General features: G+C 65.8%; 19 protein-coding genes. 12 read left to right on the top strand and 7 right to left on the bottom strand.

From position 1 onward, the window contains the following. Positions 1–15: 15 nt before the first annotated feature. Complete coding sequence (locus tag C8J47_RS01430; protein WP_121884154.1) at positions 16–2,847, bottom strand: TonB-dependent receptor; 2,832 nt, start codon at positions 2,845–2,847, stop codon at positions 16–18. A gap of 376 nt (positions 2,848–3,223) precedes the next feature. Between C8J47_RS01430 and C8J47_RS01425 the strand changes: the two genes are divergently transcribed. The 7 genes from C8J47_RS01425 to C8J47_RS01395 all read left to right on the top strand — a co-directional run bounded on the left by C8J47_RS01425 (position 3,224) and on the right by C8J47_RS01395 (position 12,629). Further along, positions 3,224–4,000 carry a copper homeostasis protein CutC gene (locus C8J47_RS01425; protein ID WP_121884153.1) on the top strand — a complete coding sequence of 259 codons (777 nt, stop codon included), beginning with the start codon at positions 3,224–3,226 and terminating at the stop codon, positions 3,998–4,000. An 86-nt stretch (positions 4,001–4,086) separates the two neighbouring features. After that, on the top strand, positions 4,087–4,824 hold the full coding sequence (locus tag C8J47_RS01420; protein ID WP_056052211.1) for a GntR family transcriptional regulator: 738 nt from the start codon (positions 4,087–4,089) through the stop codon (positions 4,822–4,824). Between the two features lie 121 nt (positions 4,825–4,945). Then, on the top strand, positions 4,946–5,953 hold the full coding sequence (locus C8J47_RS01415) for an SIS domain-containing protein (RefSeq protein ID WP_056053102.1): 1,008 nt from the start codon (positions 4,946–4,948) through the stop codon (positions 5,951–5,953). Positions 5,954–5,979: 26 nt separating this feature from the next. Beyond that, on the top strand, positions 5,980–7,143 hold the full coding sequence (gene nagA / locus C8J47_RS01410) for an N-acetylglucosamine-6-phosphate deacetylase (RefSeq protein ID WP_121884693.1): 1,164 nt from the start codon (positions 5,980–5,982) through the stop codon (positions 7,141–7,143). 4 nt (positions 7,144–7,147) lie between these two features. Further along, entirely contained in the window at positions 7,148–9,748 is a 2,601-nt protein-coding gene (gene ptsP / locus C8J47_RS01405; RefSeq protein ID WP_121884152.1) for a phosphoenolpyruvate--protein phosphotransferase, read from the top strand. After that, positions 9,745–11,454, top strand: a complete 1,710-nt coding sequence (gene nagE / locus C8J47_RS01400) for an N-acetylglucosamine-specific PTS transporter subunit IIBC (RefSeq protein WP_121884151.1) — start codon at positions 9,745–9,747, stop codon at positions 11,452–11,454. Before ptsP ends, nagE begins: the two co-directional genes overlap by 4 nt. A 71-nt stretch (positions 11,455–11,525) precedes the next feature. Further along, a complete protein-coding gene (locus C8J47_RS01395) occupies positions 11,526–12,629 on the top strand; it encodes a DUF1176 domain-containing protein (RefSeq protein WP_121884150.1) in 1,104 nt (367 codons plus the stop codon). Positions 12,630–12,707: 78 nt separating this feature from the next. Here the strand turns inward: C8J47_RS01395 and trpC are convergent, their stop codons facing one another. Beyond that, the gene (trpC, locus tag C8J47_RS01390; RefSeq protein WP_121884149.1) at positions 12,708–13,511 is read right to left on the bottom strand and encodes an indole-3-glycerol phosphate synthase TrpC; all 804 of its coding nucleotides are present in this window, start codon (positions 13,509–13,511) and stop codon (positions 12,708–12,710) included. A 267-nt stretch (positions 13,512–13,778) separates the two neighbouring features. Between trpC and C8J47_RS01380 the strand changes: the two genes are divergently transcribed. Beyond that, the gene (locus C8J47_RS01380; RefSeq protein ID WP_259467301.1) at positions 13,779–14,984 is read left to right on the top strand and encodes an alpha/beta hydrolase; all 1,206 of its coding nucleotides are present in this window, start codon (positions 13,779–13,781) and stop codon (positions 14,982–14,984) included. Positions 14,985–16,102: 1,118 nt separating this feature from the next. On the opposite strand, the gene egtD is transcribed toward C8J47_RS01380, so the two are convergent. The 4 genes from egtD to C8J47_RS01360 all read right to left on the bottom strand — a co-directional run bounded on the left by egtD (position 16,103) and on the right by C8J47_RS01360 (position 19,360). Next, positions 16,103–17,080 (bottom strand): L-histidine N(alpha)-methyltransferase, encoded by a 978-nt coding sequence (gene egtD, locus C8J47_RS01375; RefSeq protein ID WP_121884147.1) that lies wholly within the window; start codon positions 17,078–17,080, stop codon positions 16,103–16,105. Continuing rightward, on the bottom strand, positions 17,080–18,348 hold the full coding sequence (egtB, locus tag C8J47_RS01370) for an ergothioneine biosynthesis protein EgtB (protein WP_121884146.1): 1,269 nt from the start codon (positions 18,346–18,348) through the stop codon (positions 17,080–17,082). Before egtB ends, egtD begins: the two co-directional genes overlap by 1 nt. Positions 18,349–18,396: 48 nt before the next feature. Then, a complete protein-coding gene (locus C8J47_RS01365) occupies positions 18,397–18,981 on the bottom strand; it encodes a cob(I)yrinic acid a,c-diamide adenosyltransferase (RefSeq protein ID WP_121884145.1) in 585 nt (194 codons plus the stop codon). A 148-nt stretch (positions 18,982–19,129) separates the two neighbouring features. Further along, a complete protein-coding gene (locus tag C8J47_RS01360; protein ID WP_056052241.1) occupies positions 19,130–19,360 on the bottom strand; it encodes a twin transmembrane helix small protein in 231 nt (76 codons plus the stop codon). A gap of 83 nt (positions 19,361–19,443) precedes the next feature. Between C8J47_RS01360 and C8J47_RS01355 the strand changes: the two genes are divergently transcribed. After that, positions 19,444–19,794, top strand: a complete 351-nt coding sequence (locus C8J47_RS01355; protein ID WP_121884144.1) for a DUF3147 family protein — start codon at positions 19,444–19,446, stop codon at positions 19,792–19,794. A 309-nt stretch (positions 19,795–20,103) separates the two neighbouring features. On the opposite strand, the gene gluQRS is transcribed toward C8J47_RS01355, so the two are convergent. After that, on the bottom strand, positions 20,104–20,955 hold the full coding sequence (gluQRS, locus tag C8J47_RS01350; RefSeq protein WP_121884143.1) for a tRNA glutamyl-Q(34) synthetase GluQRS: 852 nt from the start codon (positions 20,953–20,955) through the stop codon (positions 20,104–20,106). An 89-nt stretch (positions 20,956–21,044) separates the two neighbouring features. Between gluQRS and C8J47_RS01345 the strand changes: the two genes are divergently transcribed. From C8J47_RS01345 to ppc, 3 genes are all read left to right on the top strand, one after another. After that, on the top strand, positions 21,045–21,611 hold the full coding sequence (locus C8J47_RS01345) for an HNH endonuclease (RefSeq protein WP_121884142.1): 567 nt from the start codon (positions 21,045–21,047) through the stop codon (positions 21,609–21,611). Positions 21,612–21,636: 25 nt separating this feature from the next. Beyond that, positions 21,637–22,011 carry an EF-hand domain-containing protein gene (locus C8J47_RS01340; protein WP_183128985.1) on the top strand — a complete coding sequence of 125 codons (375 nt, stop codon included), beginning with the start codon at positions 21,637–21,639 and terminating at the stop codon, positions 22,009–22,011. Between the two features lie 207 nt (positions 22,012–22,218). After that, positions 22,219–24,894: a phosphoenolpyruvate carboxylase gene (gene ppc / locus C8J47_RS01335; RefSeq protein ID WP_121884141.1), complete on the top strand. Its 2,676-nt coding sequence runs from the start codon at positions 22,219–22,221 to the stop codon at positions 24,892–24,894. The last annotated feature ends 93 nt before the right edge of the window (positions 24,895–24,987 follow it).

Genomic DNA, 24,987 nt, shown 5'->3' with positions numbered 1-24,987 from the left:
CGCCACCCGGTGATGCTACATCCTGAACGAGAGCGATGCCGAGAAGGTACGGCCGTTCTTGTAGAACGCGGTCGGACGATCCGGCGTCGCGTTATACTGGAGATACGTCTCGTCGAGCAGGTTCTGCGCGTTGACCGACAGCGTCACCGCCGGCGTCACGTTGAACCCGGCCGAGAAGTCGAGCTGGTTGTACGGCGCCACCATCTCGCGCGAGCCGAGACGACCGATCGTCCGGAAATACGCGGTGCGGTAGTTGTAGCTCAGCCGCGCCTGGAACGGCCCGCTCTCGAAATACGGGATTACGTTGACGGTGTGCTTCGACAGATACGGCAGGTTGAGCGCCGCACCGCTCACGTCGACCGACGAGGTGCTGCTGTCCTGGTACGAATAGTTCGCCTGGAGGCCGAACCCGCCCCAGATCTCGGCCTGACCCGATACCAGCACGCCGTTGACCTTGGCCTTGGCGCCGTTGATCGGCTGGCTGACGTTGTAGGTCGTGATGCGGTTCTGCAGCGCGTTGAAGTAATCGACGTTCTGGCGCGAGCTGATGATGTAGTTCTTGATATCGCGACGGAACAGCTCGACCGCCAGCAGCGTGCCCGAACGCGGATACCATTCCGCGGTCAGCTCGTAGTTGGTCGACTCATACGGCTTCAGGTTCGGGTTGCCGCCACCGCCATCGAGCGTGACGTCGTTGAGCGTCGTCGCCGCCGCCAGATCCTGATAGCGCGGCCGCGAGATCACCTTGGCCACCGCGCCACGCACGATCACCGTCGGCGAGACCGAATAGGCGATGTTGAGGCTCGGCAGGAACTTCAGATAGTCGGTCGAGGTGCGGGTCGGCACCGGCTGCGGGTTGACCTGTGCGCTCGGCGTGGTCGCATAGTTCGAGATATCGCGGGTGTAGACGACGCGACCGCCGATATTGCCGCGGAACCCGCCCTGGTCGAAATTGGCCTGCGCATAGGAGGCGATGACCGTCTCGTGGACCTTGGTCGATGCGCCGATCTTGGTCACCAGCGGCGAGTTGATCGCGCCCGACAGGATATCGATCACCGACTGCTGCGGCAGGTTCAGATACTGCGTCGCGTTGCCGAGCCCGCCGCTGCCGTCGAACGTGCCGTTGGGGGTGACGAGCGCGGTCGCACCGAGCTGAGGAATGGTCTGCGACGACTGGAGGTACGTGTTGATACCGCGCGCGTCGATCTGGTTGACATGGTCGGTCGCACGGCTGCCGAGCAGGATTTCCTTGAACGGACCGAACTCGACCGGGATGGTCGCGTCATAGCCGCCGAAGATGTCGCGGTCGGTGGTGACGCTGAAGTCCTGCCCGCCGATCTGCGCGGCGTTCAGCTGAGTCCCGTTGACGATCACCGGGCGCCCTTCGATCTGCGCCGGGTTGTTGTTCGGGTTGGTGAAATAGTTCGCCGGGTTGGTCGGATCGCCGACGAAGTTCACCGTCGCGGTGTTGTTGGTGAACGCATAGCTGTACGGCAGCTTGGTCTGCACGTTGAACAGATATTCGGGATCGCGTCCGCCGACCGCCTTGCTCCAGCCGCCCGCGAACGAGATCTTGGCCCCGCCGTCGCCTTCGTAATCGGCGAAGAAGTTGATGTTGTCGGTCTTCAGCTTGGTCTTGCGCACCAGCGTATCGAGCTGCGAGCCCTGGTTGGTCGCCGCGCCGAACGAGGCGGCGTTGACCACGCCGTTGCTGATGTTCGCCGATTGCAGCACGTCGCCGGTCCATGCGCCGGGAATCGTGTACATCGACTGGCTGTAGTTGTTGTAGTTGCCGTTGATGTGCAGGCCGTTGAGCGTGAGCGTCAGATCGGAGGTCGGCCGGTACTGGACCGTGCCCGACACGCTCTTGCGCTCGCGGGTCTGCTGGAAATAGGCGTAGTTGATGCCGAACGGCGACGCCGCCTTGTAGAGGTCCGAAATCGTCCCGCCGGTGATCGTCGCGCCGGGGCTCTTGAGGCTCAGCGTGCCGTCGGCGGCGCGGTTGACGAACGGGCTGTTGTAGGTGCCGTCGGCGTTCGGCGCGACGTTGTCGTAGCCGAAGAATTCGACGCCGGCGCGCGTCAGGCTCTGCTTGTCGTAGGTGGCCGCGACGAGGAAGCCGAACGTCTCGTCCTTGTTCTTCCAGCTGTACAGGCCCGAGCCGCGGACGTTGCCCTTGTCCGAGCGGTCGTTGTACGAATAGCCGCCCGATGCGAAGATCGCGTTGGCCTTCAGGTCGAGCGGACGGCGCGTGCGGACGATGACGGTACCGCCGAGGCTGCCTTCCTCGATGCGCGGCTCGGGCGACTTGTAGACTTCGAGACGATCGACCAGCTCGGGGGCGAGCAGCGAATAGTTGAAGGTGCGGCTCGACGGGTCGTTGTCGTTGCCGCCCCAGTCGGCCGACGCGAGCGCGTGGCCATCGAGCAGCATGCGGTTGAGCGCGGGATCGGTGCCGAGGATCGCGACCTTCTCGCCCTCGCCGAAGCGACGATCGATGCTGACGCCGGGAATGTGCGACAGCGATTCAGCGACGTTGCGATCGGGAAACTTGCCGATGTCCTCGGCGGAGATCACGTCGACGACCGCGTTGGCGTTGCGCTTGACCGCGATCGCGCTGCGCAGGCTGCCGCGGATGCCGGTGACGACGATATCGTCGCCGGTTGCGGAGGATGGCGCGGATGGGGCCGCGGCGGATGGGGCGGGCGACTGGGTCGCCGACGGGGCGGCATCCTGCGCGACCGGCGTCGCCGACGGTGCGGGATCGGTCTGCGCGAACGCCGCTGGAGTGATCGCGACGCATACCGCTGCGCTCGACGCCAACAAAATCTGCTTCCGGAAAATCATTGTCGAAACCCCTTCCTAATCGACGCCGCAGCGCCTTCCCCCGACGCTGTCGGCGTCGCCTCGATCACCTGCCACCTGGTACTGTTTTGGTTACTCTTTGAGTGGCTCGGCAGGCGTAATGTATAACCAATTCATTTTCAGAATCCATCGGAAATTACAGTTTGGTTACCACCCTAGGACGCCCACCGGGCGATCGTATAATATATAGCCGTATCAATAGCCTAGCGGATTCCGCCGTATCGTTTTGACACACGTGCGCGGCAGCGGTGCCAAGTTATTGTAATACCACTTCTTACAAGAAACTGTCGGTTCGGGATTGAACCCGGCGATTCGATCGGCCAAACGTAATATAATTACGACGGTCGGGAGGGCATCCATGACGCTGGAGATATGCGTCGACGATATCGCGGGATTGGACGCCGCCATTGCCGGGGGTGCCGATCGCATCGAACTCTGCGCCGCGCTGGCGCTGGGCGGACTGACGCCATCACCTTCGCTGACCGCCGCGGCGGCAAGCGCGCCAATCCCAGTCCATTTGCTCGCCAGACCGCGCGAAGGCGGGTTCCACTATACGCCACGCGAGCTGGCGATGATCGCGGGCGACATCACCGCGGCAGCCGAAGCAGGCCTCGCCGGCATCGTCATCGGTGCCACCCACGCAGACCACAGGCTCGACACCGAAACGCTGGCGTCGCTGGTCGCGCATGCCCGATCGGCAGGCACAGCGCGGCGCGCGCTACTATCACTGACGCTCCATCGCGCGATCGATCTATGTGCCGACATGCCCGCCGCGCTCGACGCCGCGATCGCGCTCGGGTTCGACCGCGTGCTGACGTCCGGCGGCGCACCGAAGGCGATCGACGGCCTCGATATGCTCGCCACCTTGCACCGACACGCAGGCGGACGGATCATCATTCTCGCGGGAAGCGGCATCGACGCGGACAATGTCGCGGCGTTTCTCGATGTCGGGATCGTCGAGATCCACGCCTCGTGCGGCATGATTGCATCCGATCTCGACGAGGTTGCCGATGCAGAGGCCCTGGCGCGCGAACGCCGTTTCGGCTTCACGACCGCGGGGCGACGCCGCACCGATATCGACCGCGTTCGCGCCCTCAAGGCAGTTCTTACAGACATGTTACATCAAGCCGCTTGAACAATACCAATACATAACGTATCCCAGATCGGTTGCCGGGCTGCATCTATCGGAGGCCCGCTCCGGCATCAGCGAAAGTCGCCTACATGTCCTTTTCCACAAGCATCGGCCGATTCCGGGACGGCAACCCCGCCCCGCTTTACGTCCAGCTCCAGCAGCTGATCCGCGACGCGATCAATCGCAACGTGCTGGCCAAGGACGACGCCATTCCAGCCGAGCGCGATCTCGCGGTGGAATATGACGTGTCGCGCATCACCGTGCGCAAGGCGATCGGCGGGCTGGTCGAGGAAGGTTTGCTGACGCGGCGTCGCGGCGCGGGCACGTTCGTCGCGACACGCGTCGAAAAGAGCTTCTCGAAACTCTCGTCGTTTTCGGAAGACATGATCTCGCGCGGCCGCACGCCGAGCAGCGCCTGGGTCAGCCGGACGATGGGCATGGTTACGCCCGAGGAGTCGCTCTCGCTTGGCCTGTCGCCGGGCTCGGCGGTCTATCGCTTCCAGCGTATCCGCTATGCCGACGACGTGCCGATGGCGCTCGAATACACCACTATCGCGGGATACTGCCTGCCATCGATCGATGCGGTGCAGGACTCGCTGTACAAGGCGCTCGAAGTGGCCGGCAATCGCCAGGTGCGCGCGTTGCAACGCCTGCGCGCGGTCCATTTCAGCGCCGAGCACGCCAAGATGCTCGGCGTCGATGCGGGGCATGCGGGGCTGTTCATCGAACGCCGTGGGTTCCTGCGCGACGGTCGGGCGGCCGAATTCACCCAATCCTATTACCGTGGCGACGCGTACGACCTCGTCGCCGAACTCAACGACATCTGACGTCGGCGCGCGCGCGTCGGCCGGGGGGCATCAAGTGAACGAGACTATCCAGGACCGCGCGTCCACTCTGCAAGACGGCACGCTTCAAAACGAAACGCTGCACGACGAAGCCCGGACGCTGATGTTCAGCGAGGCCGCCGAATCCGCCGATGCGGTCGCGCGGCTGTTGTCCGCCAACCGCGATGCGTTCGCCGCGCTCGGCGAACGGCTTCGTGCCGCCCCGCCCGCCGTGGTGGTGACGTGCGCGCGCGGCTCGTCGGATCATGCCGCGACCTACGGCAAATACCTGATCGAGACGCTGCTCGGCGTACCCGTCGCCTCCGCCGCGCCTTCGGTATCGTCGGTCTATGCCGCGCCGATGGCGCCCGGCACCGCGCTCGTCATCGCGGTATCGCAGAGCGGCCGCAGCCCCGATCTGCTCGCCACCGTCACCGCGTATCAGAATGCCGGCGCCTATGTCGTCGCGTTCGTCAACGACGAGACCTCGCCGCTTGCCGAGATGGCCGACACGCTGATCGCGCTGAAGGCAGGACCAGAGAAGTCGGTCGCGGCGACCAAATCCTACATCTGCGCACTCGCGGCATTCGCAGGCCTGACCGCGGCGTGGTCGCAGAACGACGCACTGGCGAACGCGGTCGATACGCTGCCGGACATGCTGACGCTCGCGTTCGGCGCCGACTGGTCGCCGATCGTCGACGCGCTGGCCAACGCCAACAACCTGTTCGTGATCGGCCGCGGCTATGGCTACGGAATCGCGCAGGAAGCCGCGCTGAAGCTGAAGGAAACCTGCGCGCTCCATGCCGAGGCGTTCAGCGCCGCCGAAGTCCGCCACGGACCGATGGCGATCGTCAATGACGGCTTCCCGGTGATCGCGTTCGCGACCTCCGACACGGCGGGCGACGGCGTCCGCGAGGCAGCGGCAGAATTTCGCGCGCGCGGTGCGGTCGTGTGTCTCGCGGATGCGAAGGCGGATGCCGACGGCACCCCGGTCGCGCTGACCGCGCACCCCGCGATCGAGCCGATCCTGATGATCCAGAGCTTCTATCGGATGGCGAATGCGCTGTCGCTTCGCCGCGGACTGAACCCCGACGCACCGCTCCACCTCAGCAAGGTCACGCGGACGGTATGAGCGGCGAGACTATGAGCAACGACGGTATGAACGGTCTTCGGATGCACTTCGTCAACGGTACGATCGTCACGCGCGATGCGCTGCTGAACGGCGCGACGATCAGCGTGGATGGCGACCGGATCGTCGCGATCGACGCGCTCGACGGTACGCCGTCCGATGCGATCGATCGCGTCGTCGATCTGGGGGGCGGCTGGCTGCTCCCCGGCTTCGTCGACACGCAGGTCAATGGCGGCGGCGGCGTGCTGCTCAACGACCAGCCGACGGTCGCCGGCATCGCCGCGATCGGTGCGGCGCATGTCCCGTACGGCACGACCGCCTTCATGCCGACGTTGATCAGCGACACGCCCGAGGTGATCGCGGCGACGCTCGACGCGATGGACGCGGCGATCGAGGCGGGGGTTCCCGGCGTGGTCGGCGCGCATATCGAAGGCCCGTGGATCAACCCGTCGCGGAAAGGCATCCACGATCCCGCCAAATTCCGGCTGCTCGACGATGCGATGATCGAGCTGTTGATCCGCCCCCGCAAGGGTCGCGTGATGGTGACGCTCGCGCCTGAATTGACCGATGCGGCGTCGATCGCGCGGCTGGTCGCTGGCGGCGTGATCGTCAGCGCGGGCCATACCGATGCGGATTACGAGACCATTATCGACGCGGTCGGTGCGGGGCTCTCCGGCATCACACATCTGTTCAACGCGATGTCGCCGCTGCTCCACCGTGCGCCGGGCGTGGTCGGCGCAGCACTCGACGATCGCCACGTCTATTGCGGGCTGATCGCCGACGGCCTGCACGTCCACGACGCCGCGCTCCGTCTCGCGCTCAACGCCCGACCCCACGACCGCCTGATGCTGGTCAGCGACGCGATGCCGTCGGTCGGCGCGGTCGACAAGGATTTCCGCCTGCAAGGACGGCTGATTCATGTCGAGGACGGCAAGTGCTTCGGTGAGGACGGGACGCTCGCCGGCTCCGATCTCGACATGGCCGGCGCGGTCCGCAACTTCGTTGCGCGCACGCAGGCCGACGTGCCTGCCGCGGCGGCGATGGCGGCGACCAACCCCGCCGCCTTTCTCGGCCTGTCGCACGAACGCGGAGCGCTCGCGCCCGGACTGCGCGCCGACTGGGTCGCGCTCACCGCCGATCTGAAGCCCGCGGGCACCTGGATCGGCGGCCAACTCGTCGCGGGCAGGACGTAAAGCCATGAAGCCGATCATCCTGACGTCGCCCCTCCAGGGCTGGGCATCGCCTCTCGAGGCGGTCCCCGACCCGGTCTTCGCCGAACGGATGATGGGCGACGGGATCGCCGTCGATCCGACCGGCGACTGCCTGCATGCACCGTGCGACGCGGTCGTGCTGAGCGTCCACGCCAGCGGCCACGCGATCACGCTCCGCACGCCTGAGGGCGCCGAGATCCTGATGCATATCGGTCTCGACACGGTGGCGCTCGGCGGACGCGGGTTCAGCCCTTGCGTGACCGAGGGCGCGAGCGTCCAGCGGCTCGACCCGCTGATCCGCTTCGATCTCGACCTGCTGGTCTGCGAGGCACGTGCGGTCATCACGCCGGTGATCGTCACCAACCCCGAGCGCTTCACCATCGTTCGCCGCGAAACCGGCAAGCTGGTCGGCGTCGGCGAGGCGGTCATGACGCTCGAACCCCGCGATTCAGCCGACGTGGCGGTGGTCGAGGGCGATACGGTCCGCCGCACGATCGTCGTGCCGCTGGTCCACGGCATCCACGCGCGGCCGGCGGCCCGGATCGGCGAGATCGCACGGAAATTCGTGTCCGACGTGAAGATCACGAAGGATGAGCGCGAGGGCAACGTCCGCAGCCCGGTCGCGCTTATGGCGCTCGGCGTAAAGCTCGGCGACGAGATCACGCTCGCCGCCACCGGGCCCGATGCCGCCGACGCGCTCGCGGCGATCGGCGACCTGATCCTCGGCGGCATGGGTGAGAAGGCGGGGGCGGGCGTAAACGCATCAGCTTCACCCGCGTCCACTGCCGTGTTCCCCCGCGAAGGCGGGGGCCCAGGAATCACGAACGATGGCGCTGCTGGGTCCTGGGCCCCCGCTTTCGCGGGGGAACAGAAGGGCGCGGCAGCTAAAGTCGTTACCCTACCCGCCGACGGACGCCTGCCCGGCGTAACCGCCTCCCCCGGCATCGCGATCGGCCAAGCCGGGCTCTTCCGCCTCGCCGAGATCGCGGTGACGCGCGAAGGTGCAGGCGCAACCACCGAACGCGCCGCACTCGACGCCGCGCTCGCCTTGGTCGCGGACCGTCTCGCGAGCAAATCCGCCACCGCAACCGGTGCCGAGCGTTCGATCCTGTCCGCGCATACCGCCCTGCTCGACGACCCGACGCTGACCGACGCCGCGCACGCCGCGATCGCGCAAGGCGACAGCGCCGCCTACGCCTGGCGCACCGCCATCCGCGGCCAAGCCGACGCGCTCAAAGCGACCGGCGACGCGCGCCTCGCCGAGCGCGCGGACGACATGCTCGACCTCGAACGCCAGGTGCTGCGTGCGCTCGCCGGCGAAGACCTCGACGAACGCCTGAGCTTCCCGCCCGGCACGATCCTGCTGGCCGACGACCTGCTTCCGTCGCACCTGCTTGGCCTCGATACCGCGTCGATCGTCGGCTTCTGCGTCGAGCGCGGCGGTCCGACCTCGCACGTCGCGATCCTCGCCGCGACGATGGGCCTGCCCGCCCTGGTCGCAGTCGGCCCCGCCCTCGCCGAGATCGCCGCGGGTACGCCGCTGATCCTCGACGCCGGCGCAGGCCTGCTCCACGTCGCACCGGACTCCGAAACACAGGCAGCGGCACAAACCGCGTTCGACGCGCAGACCGAACGCCGCCGCGCCGCGCTCGCCAACGCCGCGCAGGAATGCCGCACGCAGGACGGCGTCCGGATCGAAGCCTTCGCCAATCTCGGCTCGGCCGACGACGCCGACGCTGCCGTCCGCAACGGCGCAGAAGGCTGTGGCCTCCTCCGCACCGAATTCCTGTTCCTCGAACGCGACAGCGCACCCAGCGTCGCAGAACAGACCGCCGATTACCAGCGCATCGCCGACACGCTCGACGGCCGTCCGCTGATCGTCCGCCTGCTCGACATCGGCGGCGACAAGCCCGCGCCCTATCTGCCGATCGCCGCGGAAGAAAACCCCGCACTCGGTCTGCGCGGCATCCGCGTCGGTCTCGCGCACCCCGAGATGCTCGACGCCCAGCTGCGCGCGATCCTCGCGGTGCGCCCCGCCGGCCAGTGCCGGATCATGGTGCCGATGATCGCAAGCCTGGCCGAGCTCCGCGCGGTCCGCACTGCACTCGACGCCGCGGCCGCCGCGACCGGCCACACCGAGCATGTCGCGCTCGGCATCATGATCGAGACGCCCGCCGCCGCAGTCACCGCCGACCTGCTAGCCAGCGAAGCCGACTTCTTGTCGATCGGCACTAACGACCTGACGCAGTACGCGCTCGCGATGGACCGCGGTAATCCGGCGGTCGCGAGCGACCTCGACGGGCTCCATCCCGCCGTGCTGCGCCTGATCGCACGCACCTGCGAAGGCGGTGCGGTCCACGGCAAATGGACCGGCGTGTGCGGCGGCCTCGCCTCCGATCCGCTCGCGGTACCGATCCTGATCGGGCTCGGCGTCACCGAACTCTCGTCCGCGCCCGCGCTCGTGCCCGAGATCAAGGCGCTAGTCGCGACGCTCACGATCGACGCCTGCCGCGCGCATGCCGCAGCCGCCATGAACTGCATTTCAGCCGCGGACGTGCGAACGCTCGCCCGGAGTTTCCGCCCATGAAGTCCGTGCTCGAAGCCCTCCAGCCGCTCGGCCGCGCGCTCATGCTGCCGATCGCGGTGCTCCCCGTCGCCGGGCTGTTGCTGCGGCTCGGCCAACCCGACATGCTCGACATCGCGGTGCTCAGCGCCGCAGGTGACGCGATCTTCTCGCACCTCGGCCTGTTGTTCGCGATCGGCGTCGCCACCGGGTTCGCGCGCGACGGCAACGGCGCCGCATGTCTCGCGGGCGTGGTCTGCTACCTCGTGACGACGCAGGGCGCACAAGCGCTCATGACCGTCCCCGCTGACGCACTCAAGGGCTTCACCGGCGACACGATCGCACTCGCCACCGCCGCCTGGAAGGCCAAGGCGATCGCCCGGCTCGACGTACCGATCGGCATCCTTTCGGGGCTGATCGGCGGCAGTTTCTACAACCGCTTCTCGGCGATCGCGCTCCCCGAATACCTCGCCTTCTTCGGCGGACGTCGGTTCGTGCCGATCGTCAGCGGCGTCGCGGGCCTCGTACTCGGCATCATCGTTGGTCTTGGCTTCGGCGCGCTCAGCACCGGGATCGACGGCCTGAGCTACGGGATCAGTGGCGCCGGCGGGTTCGGCCTGTTTGCGTTCGGGTTGCTCAACCGCCTGCTGCTCGTCACCGGGCTCCACCATTTGCTCAACAACATCGTCTGGTTCGTCGCCGGCGACTACCACGGCACCACGGGCGACCTCCGCCGCTTCTTCGCCGGCGACCCGACCGCGGGCGCGTTCATGGCCGGGTTCTTCCCCGTGATGATGTTCGGCCTGCCCGCCGCCTGTCTCGCGATGTACCATTCGGCGCTGCCCGAACGCCGCAAAGCGGTCGGCGGCATGCTGCTCAGCCTCGCGCTTACGTCCGCCCTGACCGGTGTGACCGAGCCGATCGAGTTCAGCTTCATGTTCTTGGCACCGGTGCTCTACGCGATCCACGCGGTGCTGACCGGCCTATCGATGGCGCTGATGAACGCGCTCGGCGTGAAATTGGGCTTCGGCTTCTCCGCGGGGCTGTTCGACTATGTCCTGAACTACGGCAAGGCGACCAAACCGCTGCTGCTGATCCCGGTCGGTCTAGCCTATGCCGCGATCTACTACGTCCTGTTCCGCACCGTCATCAAGCGCCTCGACCTCCCCACGCCCGGCCGCGAGCGCGACGCGCCCGTCGCCGCGGCCACCGTCGCCAAGAGCGAGCGTGGCTCCGCGTTTGCCGAAGCACTCGGCGGCGCCGCCAACCTGACCAGCGTCGGCGCGTGCACGACCCGCCTGCGCCTGATCGTCGTCGACCAGGGCGCGGTGGACGAGGCACGGCTCAAGGCACTCGGCGCGCGCGGCCTGATCCGTCCGTCCGACAAGGCGCTCCAGATCGTGCTGGGCCCGATCGCCGACTCGGTCGCGGTCGAGATCCGCGACGCGATCGCCGCCGGTGGCCCAGCCCCGGTCGTCGCCGAACCGGCAGCCGAAGTCCCGGCGGATATCCGCCTGACCGCCGCGACGATCGCAGCACTCGGCGGCACCGACAATATCGAGGGCGCCACCCGCCACGGCACGCGACTGCGCATCCGCCTGCACGACGCCGACCGCACCTCGCTATCGTCGCTCGAAGCGCTCGGTGTCCACGCCGTCGCCCGCCCCGCCCCCGGTCTCGTCCACCTGCTGTTCGACGCCAATCGCGCCGCGTCGATCCTGCTCGCCTGAGTGACGCCACTTTGCGGTGGGAAGTTGCCGGATGACTTTCCGGCAACTTCGTAGAACGCTAATATCGGCAGATGATGCGAACTTCGGCCCTGCTCCCCCTCTCGATCATCGCCGCAGCGGTGGCCGGTTGCTCCCCCTCCTCGCAGCCCGCCGCGCCGCAAACGCGCAACGCGACCACGGCGACACCGCCCGAGGCACGCGCGACGCCGGCCACGCCGGCGGCCGTCACCGATACCCATATCAAGCCGACGCCGGGCGTGCCGAAGACCTTCGGCGACTGGGCGGTCGGCTGCGACAATGGCTTGCGGTGCACGCTCGCCGCGCTGCTGCCCGAAGACGGCTTTCCGAGCGAGCCTGGATCACCGATCACGCTGAACATCACGCGTGAACCCGGCCCCGCCGGCGCAGTCTCGGTCAAGATCGCAACGGACAACGCGCAGGCGGCCCAACCGGCCAGCTTTGCGGTCGATGGCAAACCCACTGCGTTACGCGACGCCGCTGGCCTTGCCGCAGCGATGGCGAACGGCACGACGTTGACCGTACACGGAGCGGATAATCGCACACTCGCGACGCTATCGCTGAAAGGCGCCGCCGCCGCACTCCGCTACGTCGATGCACAGCAAGGCCGCGTCGGCAGTACCAACGCGATCGTCGCCAAGGGCCCCGCCCCGTCGCGTGCTCCCACGCCGCCGCTTCCGGCCATCGCTGCGATCGCGCCTTCGGGCACCGCCGCAAAGCTCACTGCCGCGCAGATCGGAACGCTGCGCAAACGCGCCGCCTGCAACGCCGAGGGCTTCACCCCCGAAACGCACGCGCTCGGCGGCGGCAAGTCGCTGGTGATCTTCCCCTGCTCGACCGGCGCCTACAATCTGATCAGCGCGCTCTTCATCGTCGACGGCGCCGGGATCACCCCAGCCCAGTTCGACGCCCCCGCAGGCTTCGAGGCGACCGGCGCCGACTCCGGCACGCCCGTCAAAAGCGTCATCAACGGCGCGTTCGAAAACGGCGTCCTGACCAGCGACGCAAAGGGCCGCGGCCTGGGCGATTGCGGCGTCCACCAGCGCTTCGTCTGGGACGGCACCCGCTTCCGCCTCTCCGAACAGTCGCAAATGCGCGAATGCCGCGGCAACGCGGACTTCATCACGACTTGGCGCGCCCGCGTGATCCGGCCCTGACCCGCCCCTCCCCTTCGGGGGAGGGCACGAGCAGGGCGCGGACGACGGATCGGAATTCCGCTCGCAGTTATTCCTGGATCAGCTTGCGTCTTCGCCGTTCAGGAGAACGCGCGTCGCGGTCTCGACATCGTCTTTTCGCATGAGGCTTTCGCCGACCAGGAACGACGTGATGCCGGCAGTCTGGAGCCGCTGACAATCGGCATGCGTGAAAATGCCGCTTTCGCCGATGATCAGGTGATCGCTGGGTACCATCGGCGCCAGCTTTTCGCTGTTCGTCAGGCTGACTTCGAAGGTGCGCAGATCCCGATTGTTTATACCGATCAGCGGCGAGGACAGTTTCAGCGCTCTCTCCATTTCCGGTTCGTCATGGACCTCGACCAGAACATCCATGCCCAGAGCGAACGCTCGGTCTTGCAGACGAACCGCGTCGTCATCGGACAGCGATGCCATGATCAGAAGGATGCAGTCCGCACCCCAGGCGCGGGCTTCATCGACCTGATAGGTTTCGAACATGAAGTCCTTGCGCAGCGCCGGCAGGCTGCAGGCCGCACGAGCGGCGGTGAGGAACGCCGGCGCACCCTGGAAGCTCGGCGCATCCGTCAGCACGGAAAGACACGCCGCGCCGCCTGCTTCATACGCGCGCGCGAGGGCGGGTGGATCGAAATCCGAACGGATCAGCCCCTTGGACGGGCTGGCCTTCTTGATTTCCGCGATGAGCCCGAACAGGCCGGCGCTTTGCCGGGCGACCAGGGCCTTGTGAAAGCCGCGTGGAGCCTCTTGATCGGCTTGCATCGCCCGGAGGTCGGCAAGCGATACCGTGGCTTTCGCGGCCTCTATTTCCTGGCGCTTATAGGCTTCGATTTTCTTGAGGATGCTGGTCATGTCAGATGCAATTCCTTTGGTCGCTGCTGCCACAGACGGCGGCGTCCGTCCGGAGGCGTGCAGGTGGACGGCTTCTACAGCGCAACGCCCGGGAGCGCATCCGGCCGAACCGGCCATTAATCGCAGCGTTCGATCATCTCGGCGATTGGCTCGAGGCCGAGGTCGCCACCTGGGGCACCTTGGTCACGGACTGACGCGCAGTTTGGTCAGGGCATATCCGCCAAACTACGGCTAGGTAGCCCATGTCTGCAACTGGACGTAAGCGGAATGGCCAAGATGGGGAAGGAAATCGGACCGGCTGCTTTCGGGAGGGCGGGTGGCGATAGCCGACATTGGGCGGCTGCCGGCTTTCCCAAAAAGGATCTAATAACGGGAACACTGTGGTGTTCTCTAAATCCGTATATGCTGCCCGAATCGGGAAAGGGCCGGCGGATGATGAGGCGTGGCCAAGTTGTTTTTGTGACGATCGCAACCTTGCTGGGAGCCTGCGACGTTCAAGCGGATATGATCGGCCCGCATGAAGTAAGCGGCGAGGCTGTCAGGCCGATCAACGGCACGCCAGAGAAGGCGGCAAGCGCTTCTCGGATTTGGGAACCGTCCGCCGGACACATCCAGGTGCCGATTTGGCCCGGCGCGGTGCCGGATGCGCTGCCGAATCCTGAACCAGAATCTGTTGGCCCACCGCTCGGCCGCGAATGGTGGCCGAGAGCCAATAACGTCAGTCGCCCCACGATGACGATCTACGCCCCGACGGGGGTTAATACCGGCGCGGCTGTTATGGTGCTTCCGGGTGGTGGGTATCAGTTCCTCGCCATGGATTTGGAAGGCACCGAAATCTGTGACTGGTTGACCTCTCGTGGAATCACCTGCGTCCTGCTGAAATACAGAGTGCCGGAATCCGGACCTACCTACAGAGATGGAAAGCGGTACTATCCACCAGTTCCAACCGCTTTGCAGGATGCCCAGAGAACCCTCGGCCTTATCCGCGCAAAGGCCGGGGCATACGGCGTAGATCCGAAGAAGATCGGCGTCATCGGCTTCTCCGCTGGTGGGCATTTGGCAGCCGCGTTAAGCACTAATTTCGCGAAACGGGCCTACCGCGCTATCGACGCGGCTGATGCCATAAGCTGCAGACCCGATTTCGTCCTGATCGGATATCCCGGACATATTTGGGGGCATGAAGATGAAGACGAAAAAGTACGTGACGCATCCAATTTGAAGGTGCGCGGAGACATCCGGGTATCATCGGCAACACCGCCGACCTTCATCATACATGCTGAAGACGATCAAACGGATAGCGTCCAGCAATCTCTTGCTTACTACATCGCGCTCAAGGAAGCCGGCGTGCGCGCTGAAATGCATATTTACGCAGAGGGCGGGCATGCATTTGGAGTTCGCCCCACAAGATTACCGATAGGCAACTGGCCCAAGCTTGCGGAACAATGGCTGCGCTCCATCGAAGTAATTCAGTAAAGGGCGGAGTGGCCGCTCGACAGGCTCGCGGCATCTTTCCCACAAACCAACGTCTGGCGGGAATCTCGCCGCCTCGATCGCGTTGACGGCCGCCTGCGAGTTTCGCTTTCCCGAAATCTGTTCCCAATTGCTCTTTCCCGAAATGGCCAATCGGAGGCGGAGAAACGGGAAAGATCGCGCTTAACGAATGGCCGTTATTGGTAGCCCGGATCGTCAGCCTGCACGTACGGGTGTGGGCGGGAGCAGACATTAACGCGCAGGGTGGATGTGGCCCGGCTATTCAGGCGGAAGCGGGGGCCCCGGTCGCACAACAGGCGCATCCGTCGTGGAAAACTCGACGGCAAAAGCCTGGACAGATTCAGTCGGTCTGTTCGCAACATCTAAAACTGGTTTGAAGGTGAAGGAAGTCGCGGCGAACTTGCAGAGGGCACGGTCGAGCGCATCGGGCGACGCGCGGCCATACAGTATGTTGCTGCACGTGAGCACTTTGCCGGTTGGATCCACGATCAGTGAAGAAAACCGCCTAGCGAAGACAGCGCCTGGGTCAGGCAAGCGCTCAACTACCAGCTGGAGATCAACAGATGGTGGGATCAGGCCTCCATCTTTGAAAAATGTTAATCCTGCACTTATTGTTCCGTATGCCGGCTTCCCATCACCACCAAGCGCCGGCTGCCCCTTGATACCAAGGTATAGCTTGCAACCGGCTGTATCCAACTTGGGATGGCCGCTTGGAACGACGACATCGCAATGTATAATTCTTCCGGTTGGATCAACCGTTAAGAGGAGTCTTGCTGTGGCGCCTGCGTCCTTCGAATCGTAGCCATAACGAAAAGGGCCGGTCATCTGCGACGGCCGTAGCGGACTAATGATAGGCGGACGCGGGTAATTAACGTCCGTTACCCCGGCCAGGAGCAATACGATCATTCCAGGCCCCCCTCCTCACCGTCGGCCAGCGGAGACCCTTCTCTCTTCGCCGCGCCAGTGTTTTTCTGCAATATCATGAAATGCAAGGCAAGCGTTCCAGCTCAGCTACAGACGTTCGCCCCGGTTTGATCAACGATCGTCTACAATTGGGCGATACTAACGTCGCCCCGATCGGCAACGCTGGGCAGCCGCCCTCAAGGCGCCGGCCGCTCCACCTGCGCCTCGGCCAGATACACCCCGAACAACCCCTCCGGATCGGTCCACGAAGCCACCGGCGTCCACCCGCCCGACCGCAGCAGGATCCGAGCATCGCGCGCGCCGTATTTATGCGAGTTCTCCGTGTGGATCGTCTCGCCGGCAATCATCTCGAACGACCGCCCGTCAACGGTAAACGCCACGTCGCGCACCGCCTCCAGGTGCATCTCGATCCGCGCGCGATCGTCGTTCCAGACCGCCTTGTGCCGGAACGCGTCGACCGGGATATCGCCGTCCAGCTCGCGGTTGATCCGCTCGAGCAGGTTCAGGTTGAACGCCGCCGTCACGCCCTGCGCATCGTCATACGCGGGCACCAGCACGTCCTCGCTTTTGATCCGGTCCATCCCGATTAGCAGCATCGCGCCGACGCCGAGCGACGACCGCATCGCGCGCAACAGGTCGACCGCCATTAACGGGATCATGTTGCCAATCGTCGACCCCGGGAAAAACCCGAGCTTGGGCGTATCCGCAATCGTCTTCGGCAGGCTCAACGGCCGCATGAAGTCCGCCTCGAACGGTAGTACCAGCAGATCCGGAAACTGATCGCCCAGCACTTTCGACGACTCCCGCAGGAAATCCCCCGAGATATCGATCGGCACATAGACCGACGGCGCGACCGCATCGAGCAGGATCGGCGTCTTGGTCGACGATCCCGAGCCAAACTCGACGACCGCACGCCCTGCGCCCGCAAGCGTCGCCACCTCGGGACATGCCGTCTCGAGGATCGACCGCTCGGTCCGCGTCGGATAATATTCAGGCAGATCGGTGATCTTCTCGAACAACTCCGAGCCGCGCCGGTCGTAGAACCACCGTGCCGGGATCGCCCGCGGCCGCCGCGCGAGCCCGTCCAGCACGTCCGCGCGGAATTGCGGGTCGGCGAGCGTCTGCTGGCCGTCCTCGATCTCAGGCTTCAACATCAGATATCTTTCGCGAGACGCACGCCGGTGAACTGCCACCGTTGATGCGGATAGAAGAAATTGCGGTAGCTCGGCCGGGCATGGCCACGCGGCGTGGCACAGCTGCCACCGCGCAGGATGAACTGCGAGCTCATGAACTTGCCGTTGTATTCGCCGACGGCGCCGGCCGCTGTCACGAAACCGGGATACGGGCGGTACGCGCTGCCGGTCCACTCCCAGACGTCGCCGAAAAACGCCGGGCCATTCGCCGCCGGCCGAGGCTCGACCGGCCCCGCCACGTCCATCTGGTTGCCGCCGCGCGCATCATGCGACGCCGCCGCCGCCTCCCATTCGAACTCGGTCGGCAACCGTGCGCCAGCCCAGCTCGCATACGCATCCGCCTCGAAAAAGCTCACATGCGTCACCGGTGCCGCCGGATCGATCGCGCGCCGCCCGTCGAGCCCGAACCGCGTCCAGCCTGCCTCGCCCTGTTCCCAGTAGAGCGGCGCGACGATGCCCTCGGCCTTCACCCACGCCCAGCCATCCGCCAGCCAATGCCGCGCTTCGGTGTAGCCGCCATCGGCAATGAACGCCGCCCACTCGCCGTTCGTCACGGTACGGTCGGCGATCGCATGCGGCACCAGCAGGGCGGCGTGACGCGGCCCCTCGCAATCGAATGCGAACCCGTCGCCGTCATGCCCGACCTCGACGATCCCGCTCTCGCGCGCGATCCAACCGATCGGCCCCGGCATCTCGACCGGCACTTTCCGCGGCGCCGGCCACATCGCGGGCTCAAGCGGGTTTTCGGAAAACATGTGAAGGATGTCGGTCACCAGCAGCTCTTGGTGCTGCTCCTCGTGATGACAGCCAAGCGCCACCAGCGCCTGTGCATCCTCCGACAACCCGGGCAGCGCATCGAGCAGCGCCGCATCGACATGCGCGCGGTACGCCCGCACCTCGTCGAGCGACGGCCGCGTCACCATCCCACGCCGGTCGCGCGCATGGCGTCGCCCCTCGGCCTCGTAATAGCTGTTGAACAGGAACGGAAACCGCTCGTCATGCAGCGCATAACCATCGACATTATCGCGCAGCACGAAGGTCTCGAAGAACCACGTCGTATGCGCCAGATGCCACTTGGTCGGCGACGCGTCGTCCATCGACTGCACCGTCGCATCCGCATCCGACAGAGGCGCGGCGAGGGCAAGCGACAGCGCGCGTACCGTCGAGAAGCGCTCGCTCAGATCCGACGAAGGAGCGGGGGTGAGATCGGGACGAACAGGCTGCGGCATCGGTTATCCTTCAATGCGTCGCCCAGTACCGCAACGCGCGAACGCCGATCACGCCTGCGCGCGCGTAGCCCCCGGTCGCCATAGAACGTCGCCGGCCCCGTTTTGGTTCACTGCGCGCGACGCCACGAACAGGAAATCCGATAGCCGGTTAACATACGCTAATGCCGCCGGATTCAGTGGCATATCATGCGTCGCCGCAACCGCGGATCGCTCCGCGCGCCGCGAAATCGCCCGCGCCAGATGCAGTGCGGCGGCCTGTGGCGACCCGCCCGGCAGGATGAAGCTGCGCAACGGCGCGAGGTGAGCGTTCATCGCATCGATCTCACGCTCCAGCCGCTCGACCTGCGCTGGCACTATCCGCAGCACCATGTCGGAAGGCGCAAACCCGTCAGCGCCTGCGGGAGTCGCGAGGTCGGCACCAAGGTCGAACAGATCGTTCTCAATCCGCTCCAGCGCCACGGCGAGCGGATCGTCGCCAAGCGCCACCACCGCCAAACCAATGGCGGAGTTCGCCTCATCGACATCGCCGATCGCCTGCATCAGCGCGCTCGCCTTCGACACCCGCGAGCCGTCGACCAGCCCGGTCGTGCCGTCGTCACCCGTTCGCGTGTAGATCTTGTTGAGCTTGACCATCGGTCGATTCCTTCTGTCCGACCATGCTGTGCCACAAGTCCGTCACCTCAGCGAAAGCTGGGGTATCCCTCGTGGCTCGCGACATCCGCCTAACGTTGAGATCCCAGCTTGCGCTGGGATGACGGTGGTTAGCAAAGCGCGTTAGACCCTAGTTCCGCCCCGCCGCGAACAGGATCACGACCACGATCAGGATCGCCAGCGCCTGGAAGAAGATCCGCTGCTGCATCATCCGATTCGATTTCAGCGACGCCGCGCTCGGGCCGTTTCCGTCGCGGACCTGCGCCGTGCCCTCCTGCAGGAACGACACGACGCCCCGCACCAGAGCCACGACGGTCGCGATCATCGCCGCGATCAGGAGGATGACGAGGAATGTGTTCATACAAGGAATGTAAGCGCACCGGCTGTCGCTAGCAATGGCTTGAACAGTGTTGCGGATCGCCTCGTGATGCGCGCAAATGCTGCATGTTATACGTGACGTTGAGAGCTCTGATCTCGGGCATTCTTATCGCCGCCGCGTCGGAGATCGCCAAGCGCTATCCCGGCTTCGGCGCGCTCGTGGCGTCGCTGCCGCTGGTGTCGGTGCTCGGCATGATCTGGCTCTGGCACGACAAGCCCGACCCCCGAACGATGGCCGCACACGCCGGCGCGACCTTCTGGTACGTGCTGCCGTCGCTGCCGATGTTCCTCCTGATCCCGGCGCTGCTCCGCCACGGCATGCCGTTCTGGGTATCGCTGGTGGCCGGGTGCGCACTGACGATCGCGCTGTACGCGGCGATGACGTGGGCAGCTCCGAAGCTGGGGATCGAGCTTTAGCAGCGGCGTCCTAATCAAACGCAACTCGGCACCACCCATGAGAAACACCACCCCGGCGAAGGCCGGGGCCCAGTGGGAAAGGTCGCAGTAACGAAGCACTGTGATCAGTTGGCAACGTCCCCCAACTGGGCCCCGGCCTCCGCCGGGGTGGTGCCACGTTAGAGGCGTCACTCCCTCCACCTTGTTTCCCCGCGAAGGCGGGGACCCAGACTGGGCTCCCGCCTTCGCGGAAGAACAAGGACGTGCAAGATTGCATTTCGCTAAAGGCCGCCGTGTTCGGAGGACATTGGCACCGCTTAGTTCAGGTGCTCACCCGGAAGCCGGGAGTAGATCACCACCCCGCAACCGAGCCGCCAACCCCACCCCATCCTCCCCCGCCGCCCGCATCTCCGCCAGCGACAAAGCCCCATCCCGCTTGGCCAACCGCCGCCCCGCGGCATCCACCACCAGCGGATGATGATGATACGCCGGCACCGGCAACCCCAGCAAAGCCTGCAAAACCCGGTGCACGTCCGTCGCCGCGAACAGGTCCACCCCGCGCACCACGTCCGTCACACCCTGCGCCGCATCGTCCAGAGTCACCGCCAGATGATAGCTCGCCGGCGCGTCCTTCCGCGCCAGCACGACGTCCCCCTGCGCCAACGGCTCAGCGACAACCGTTCCCGCAGTCGCATCATGCCACACAAGCACGCCGGTAATCGCCACAGCCTCCGCCATGTCGAGCCGCCAGCAATGCGCCACATCCCCCCGCGCAGCGACCTCCTCCGCGCTCAGACCGCGACAAATCCCCGGATAGACCGGCCCGACATCCCCCTGTGGCGCCGACGCGCTCGCCGCGATCTCCGCCCGCGTACAGAAACAGGGGTAAACCAGCCCGCGCGCCTTCAAAGCCTCCAGCGCAACATCATACGTAGCCAACCGCTCCGACTGGAACACCAGCGAGTCCCACCGCAACCCAAGCCACCCCAGGTCCTCCAAAATCCCCGCCACGAACTCGGGTCGACTCCGCGTCCCGTCGATATCCTCGATCCGCAGCAGGAACCGCCCGCCCCGCTCGCGCGCGTAATCGTGCGCGCGGATCGCCGACACCGTGTGGCCCAGATGCAACCGCCCCGTCGGGCTCGGCGCGAACCGCGTGACGACCGGTCCGTCGCTCAGCATGCTTGACCGACCGCCACGCGGCGTGCTGTCATGCCGCTGTCATCGCTGTCGTCCATAGGGCGCTCTGCGAAGCCTGAGTGGGAGGAGCCGTGTTTCACCCCGATCTGATGCGTCATCCGGATGGTTGTCCGGCGCTCGTGCTCAATGCCGATTACACGCCGCTTTCCTACTATCCGCTCAGCGTCTGGCCGTGGCAAACCGCGGTCAAGGCTGTCTTCCTCGACCGTGTCGACATCGTCGCCACCTACGAACGCGAAGTGCGCAGCGCCAATTTCGCGCTGAAGCTGCCCTCGGTGATCGCGCTCAAGCAGTTCGTCCGACCGTCGCAATTTCCCGCCTTCACCCGCTTCAACCTGTTCCTGCGCGACAAGTTCACCTGCCAATATTGCGGCAAGCTGCGCGATCTCACCTTCGACCATGTCATCCCCCGCGCGCAAGGCGGTCGTACCACGTGGGAGAACGTCGTCACCGCCTGCTCGCCCTGCAACCTCAAAAAGGGCGGGCGCACGCCGAAACAGGCGGCGATGCCGCTGCATATCGAGGCGATCCGCCCGACCAACTGGCATCTCCAGGAACACGGCCGCAGCTTCCCGCCCAACTACCTGCACGACACGTGGCACGACTGGCTGTACTGGGACATCGAACTCGAGGCCTGACGGCATCGATACGACGGGAGATTCTATGCAGGTGAAACTGGTAGCGGCGCTCGCCGCGACAGGAATTATGGTGTCCGCGTGCGGCGACAAGGACGCGCAGCGTGCACAGGCCGACGCCAACGCGGTCGGCTTCGTGCCCCCGTCGGTAACCTCGCGGCTCGATTTCGGCGCCAGCCTGGAGCGTCGCTTCCGGACGCTCGACCGCAATGGTGACGACCGCATCACCAAGGACGAACTCCCTTCGCCCAACTCTCGCATCAAGGCGTTCGACCGCAACAAGGACGGCGTGATCACCGCGATCGAATGGAGCGAAGGCACGCTCGCCTGGTTCGACAAGATGGACCTGAACCATGACGGCACGGTGACGTCGGAAGAACGCACGGAGTCACGCAACCGGTAGGCATCTATCGTTCCGTCATCCTGACGAAAGTCAGGATCCAGAGTTGAAAAGGCTGCACGCCGTTACCCTGGATCCCGACTTTCGTCAGGATGACGGGAAAGATAAGCGACATTAAATTACACGCGATCAGCGTTTTTCATTCGAACTCAGTCCTTCACGATACCAAACCCGGTTGACCTGATCCCTGCCGCAGCGCAGCAGGGAATCATGGCAAGCCTCCCCGCAATCGCGAACAATTCCGACATCCGTTTCCTCGGCAAACTGCTCGGCGACGTCATCCGCGCCTATGGCGGCGAGCGGCTGTTCGCGGCCACCGAGACGATCCGCAAGGCGTCGGTCGAGCGCCACCGCGACGCCTCCGAAGGCAAGCCCGGCGACGACCGCGCAGTCGATCTCAGCCTCGAAAAGCTCAGCCTCGACGAGACGCTCGATTTCGTCCGCGGCTTCATGCTCTTCTCGATGCTCGCCAACCTCGCCGAGGACCGCCAGGGCATCGCCGCGGAAGACGGCGCCGATCTCGCCTCCGCGATCGCCCAACTCGAATCCGAAGGCATCGACCGCACCCAGATCCGTACGCTGCTCGACCACGCGCTGATCGCCCCCGTGCTCACCGCGCACCCGACCGAAGTGCGGCGCAAGAGCATGATCGACCACCGCAACCGCATCGCCGAGCTGATGGGCCTGCGCGATCTCGGCCGCGACACCACGCCGGATGGCGACAGCGTCGACGACGCGATCCTCCGCCAGATCGCTTTGCTCTGGCAAACCCGCGTCCTGCGCCGCGACCGCCTCTACGTCACCGACGAGGTCGACACCGCGCTCAGCTACCTGCGCGACGTGTTCCTTCCCGCATTGCCCGCGCTCTACCAGCGCTGGGACCGCGCACTCGGCGAACGCACGCCGAGCTTCTTGCGCCCCGGCAGCTGGATCGGCGGCGACCGCGACGGCAACCCCTACGTCACCGCAGATTCGCTCAAGACCGCGCTGTCGAAGGCGAGTGAAGCCGTCCTCGGCTACTACTGCGACGCGGTGCATGCACTCGGCGCCGAACTCTCGATCTCGACCGAGCACGCCCCCGCCGACGCCGCGGTACAGGCGCTCGCCGACGCCAGCGGCGACGGTGCCGCCAGCCGCAGCGACGAACCATATCGCCGCGCGCTCTCCGGCATCTACGCCCGCCTGTCCGCCACGCACGACGCACTCACGGGCAAGCACGCCCCTCGCCCCGGCCGACTCGCCGGCGACGCGTACGCCAACCCCGCCGACTTCCGCGCCGACCTCGTCACGCTCGCGCACGGCCTCGGCATCGCGCTGAAGACCGGCGGCGCGCTCGGCCGGCTGATCCGCGCGGTCGAGACGTTCGGCTTCCACCTCGCCACACTCGACCTTCGCCAGAACAGCGCCGTCCACGAACGCGTCGTCGCCGAACTGCTGAAAGTCGCCGGCGTCGAGGACGATTACCTCGCGCTCGACGAAGACGCCCGCGTCGCGCTGCTCCGCCGCGAACTCGCCAACGCCCGCCCCCTCACCTCGCGCTTCGCCGAATATTCGGAGGAAACAGCCGGCGAACTCGCGATCGTCCAGGCCGCCGCCGACGCGCACGCCGCCTACGGCCCCGCGTGCATCACCAACTACATCGTCTCGATGGCGCAGTCGGTCAGCGACCTGCTCGAGGTGAACCTCCTGCTCAAGGAAGTCGGCCTCTACCGACCCGGCGAAACCCCCACGGCAGCGATCATGGCCGTCCCGCTGTTCGAGACGATCGGCGATCTCGAAGCCGCCCCCGCCGTCATGACCGCCTGGTTCGCGCTCCCCGAGATCGCCACGATCTCCAAGGCACGCGGCCATCAGGAAGTGATGATCGGCTACTCTGACAGCAACAAGGACGGCGGCTACCTAACCTCCACCTGGCAGCTTTCAAAAGCCTCGACCGCACTCAAACCCGTCTTCGCGGCGGCCGGCGTCGGTATGCAGCTGTTCCACGGCCGCGGCGGCGCGGTCGGGCGCGGCGGAGGCTCGGCGTTCCGCGCGATCCGCGCGCAGCCCTCGGGCACCGTCCAGGGCCGCATCCGCATCACCGAGCAAGGCGAAGTGATCGCCGCGAAATACGGCACGCGCGACGCCGCGATGACCAATCTCGAAGCGATCGCCTCCGCCACGTTGCTGGCAAGCCTCGAACCCGAACGCCTGTCGAACGCCGACAACGCCAGCTTCTCCGCCGCAATGGACACGCTCAGCGACACCGCATTCCACAGCTACCGCGACCTGGTTTACGGTACGGAGGGCTTCCGCACCTTCTTCCGCCAGATGACGCCGATCGCCGAGATCGCCGGCCTCAAGATCGGCAGCCGCCCCGCCAGCCGCACCAAGTCCGACCGCATCGAAGACCTTCGCGCGATCCCCTGGGTGTTCAGCTGGGCGCAGGCGCGCGTCATGCTCCCCGGCTGGTACGGGGTAGGCCGTGCGATCGCCGATTTCGAGGACAAGGCGCTGCTGAAGGACATGGCGCAAGGCTGGCCGCTCTTCGCCTCGGCGCTGGCGAACCTGGAGATGGTGCTCGCCAAGTCCGACATCGGCATCGCCGAACGCTATGCCGGGCTCGTCGAGGACGACAAACTCCGCGAAATCTTCACCACGATCCGCGACGGCTGGCACCAGACCCACGACGGGCTTCTGCAAGTCACCGGCCAGTCGCGCCTGCTTGAAAAGCACCCCGCCCTAGACGCCTCGATCCGCCTCCGCCTCCCCTATATCGAGCCGCTCAACCTCCTCCAGATCGAACTGATCAAACGCCGCCGCGCCGGCGAGGACGACCCCCGCATCGGCGAAGGCATCCTCCTCTCGATCAACGCGATCGCCACCGCGCTAAGAAACAGCGGCTAATCCTCCCCGGCACGGGGAGGGGGACCAGCGAAGCTGGTGGAGGGGGCGTGCGACAAAAGTACCAGCCGTGAGACTCGCCTTACCCGATCGCAG

This window comes from Sphingomonas sp. PP-F2F-G114-C0414 (assembly GCF_003688595.1).
GTDB lineage: Bacteria > Pseudomonadota > Alphaproteobacteria > Sphingomonadales > Sphingomonadaceae > Sphingomonas.
This window is presented reverse-complemented; position numbering and strand designations above follow the sequence as displayed.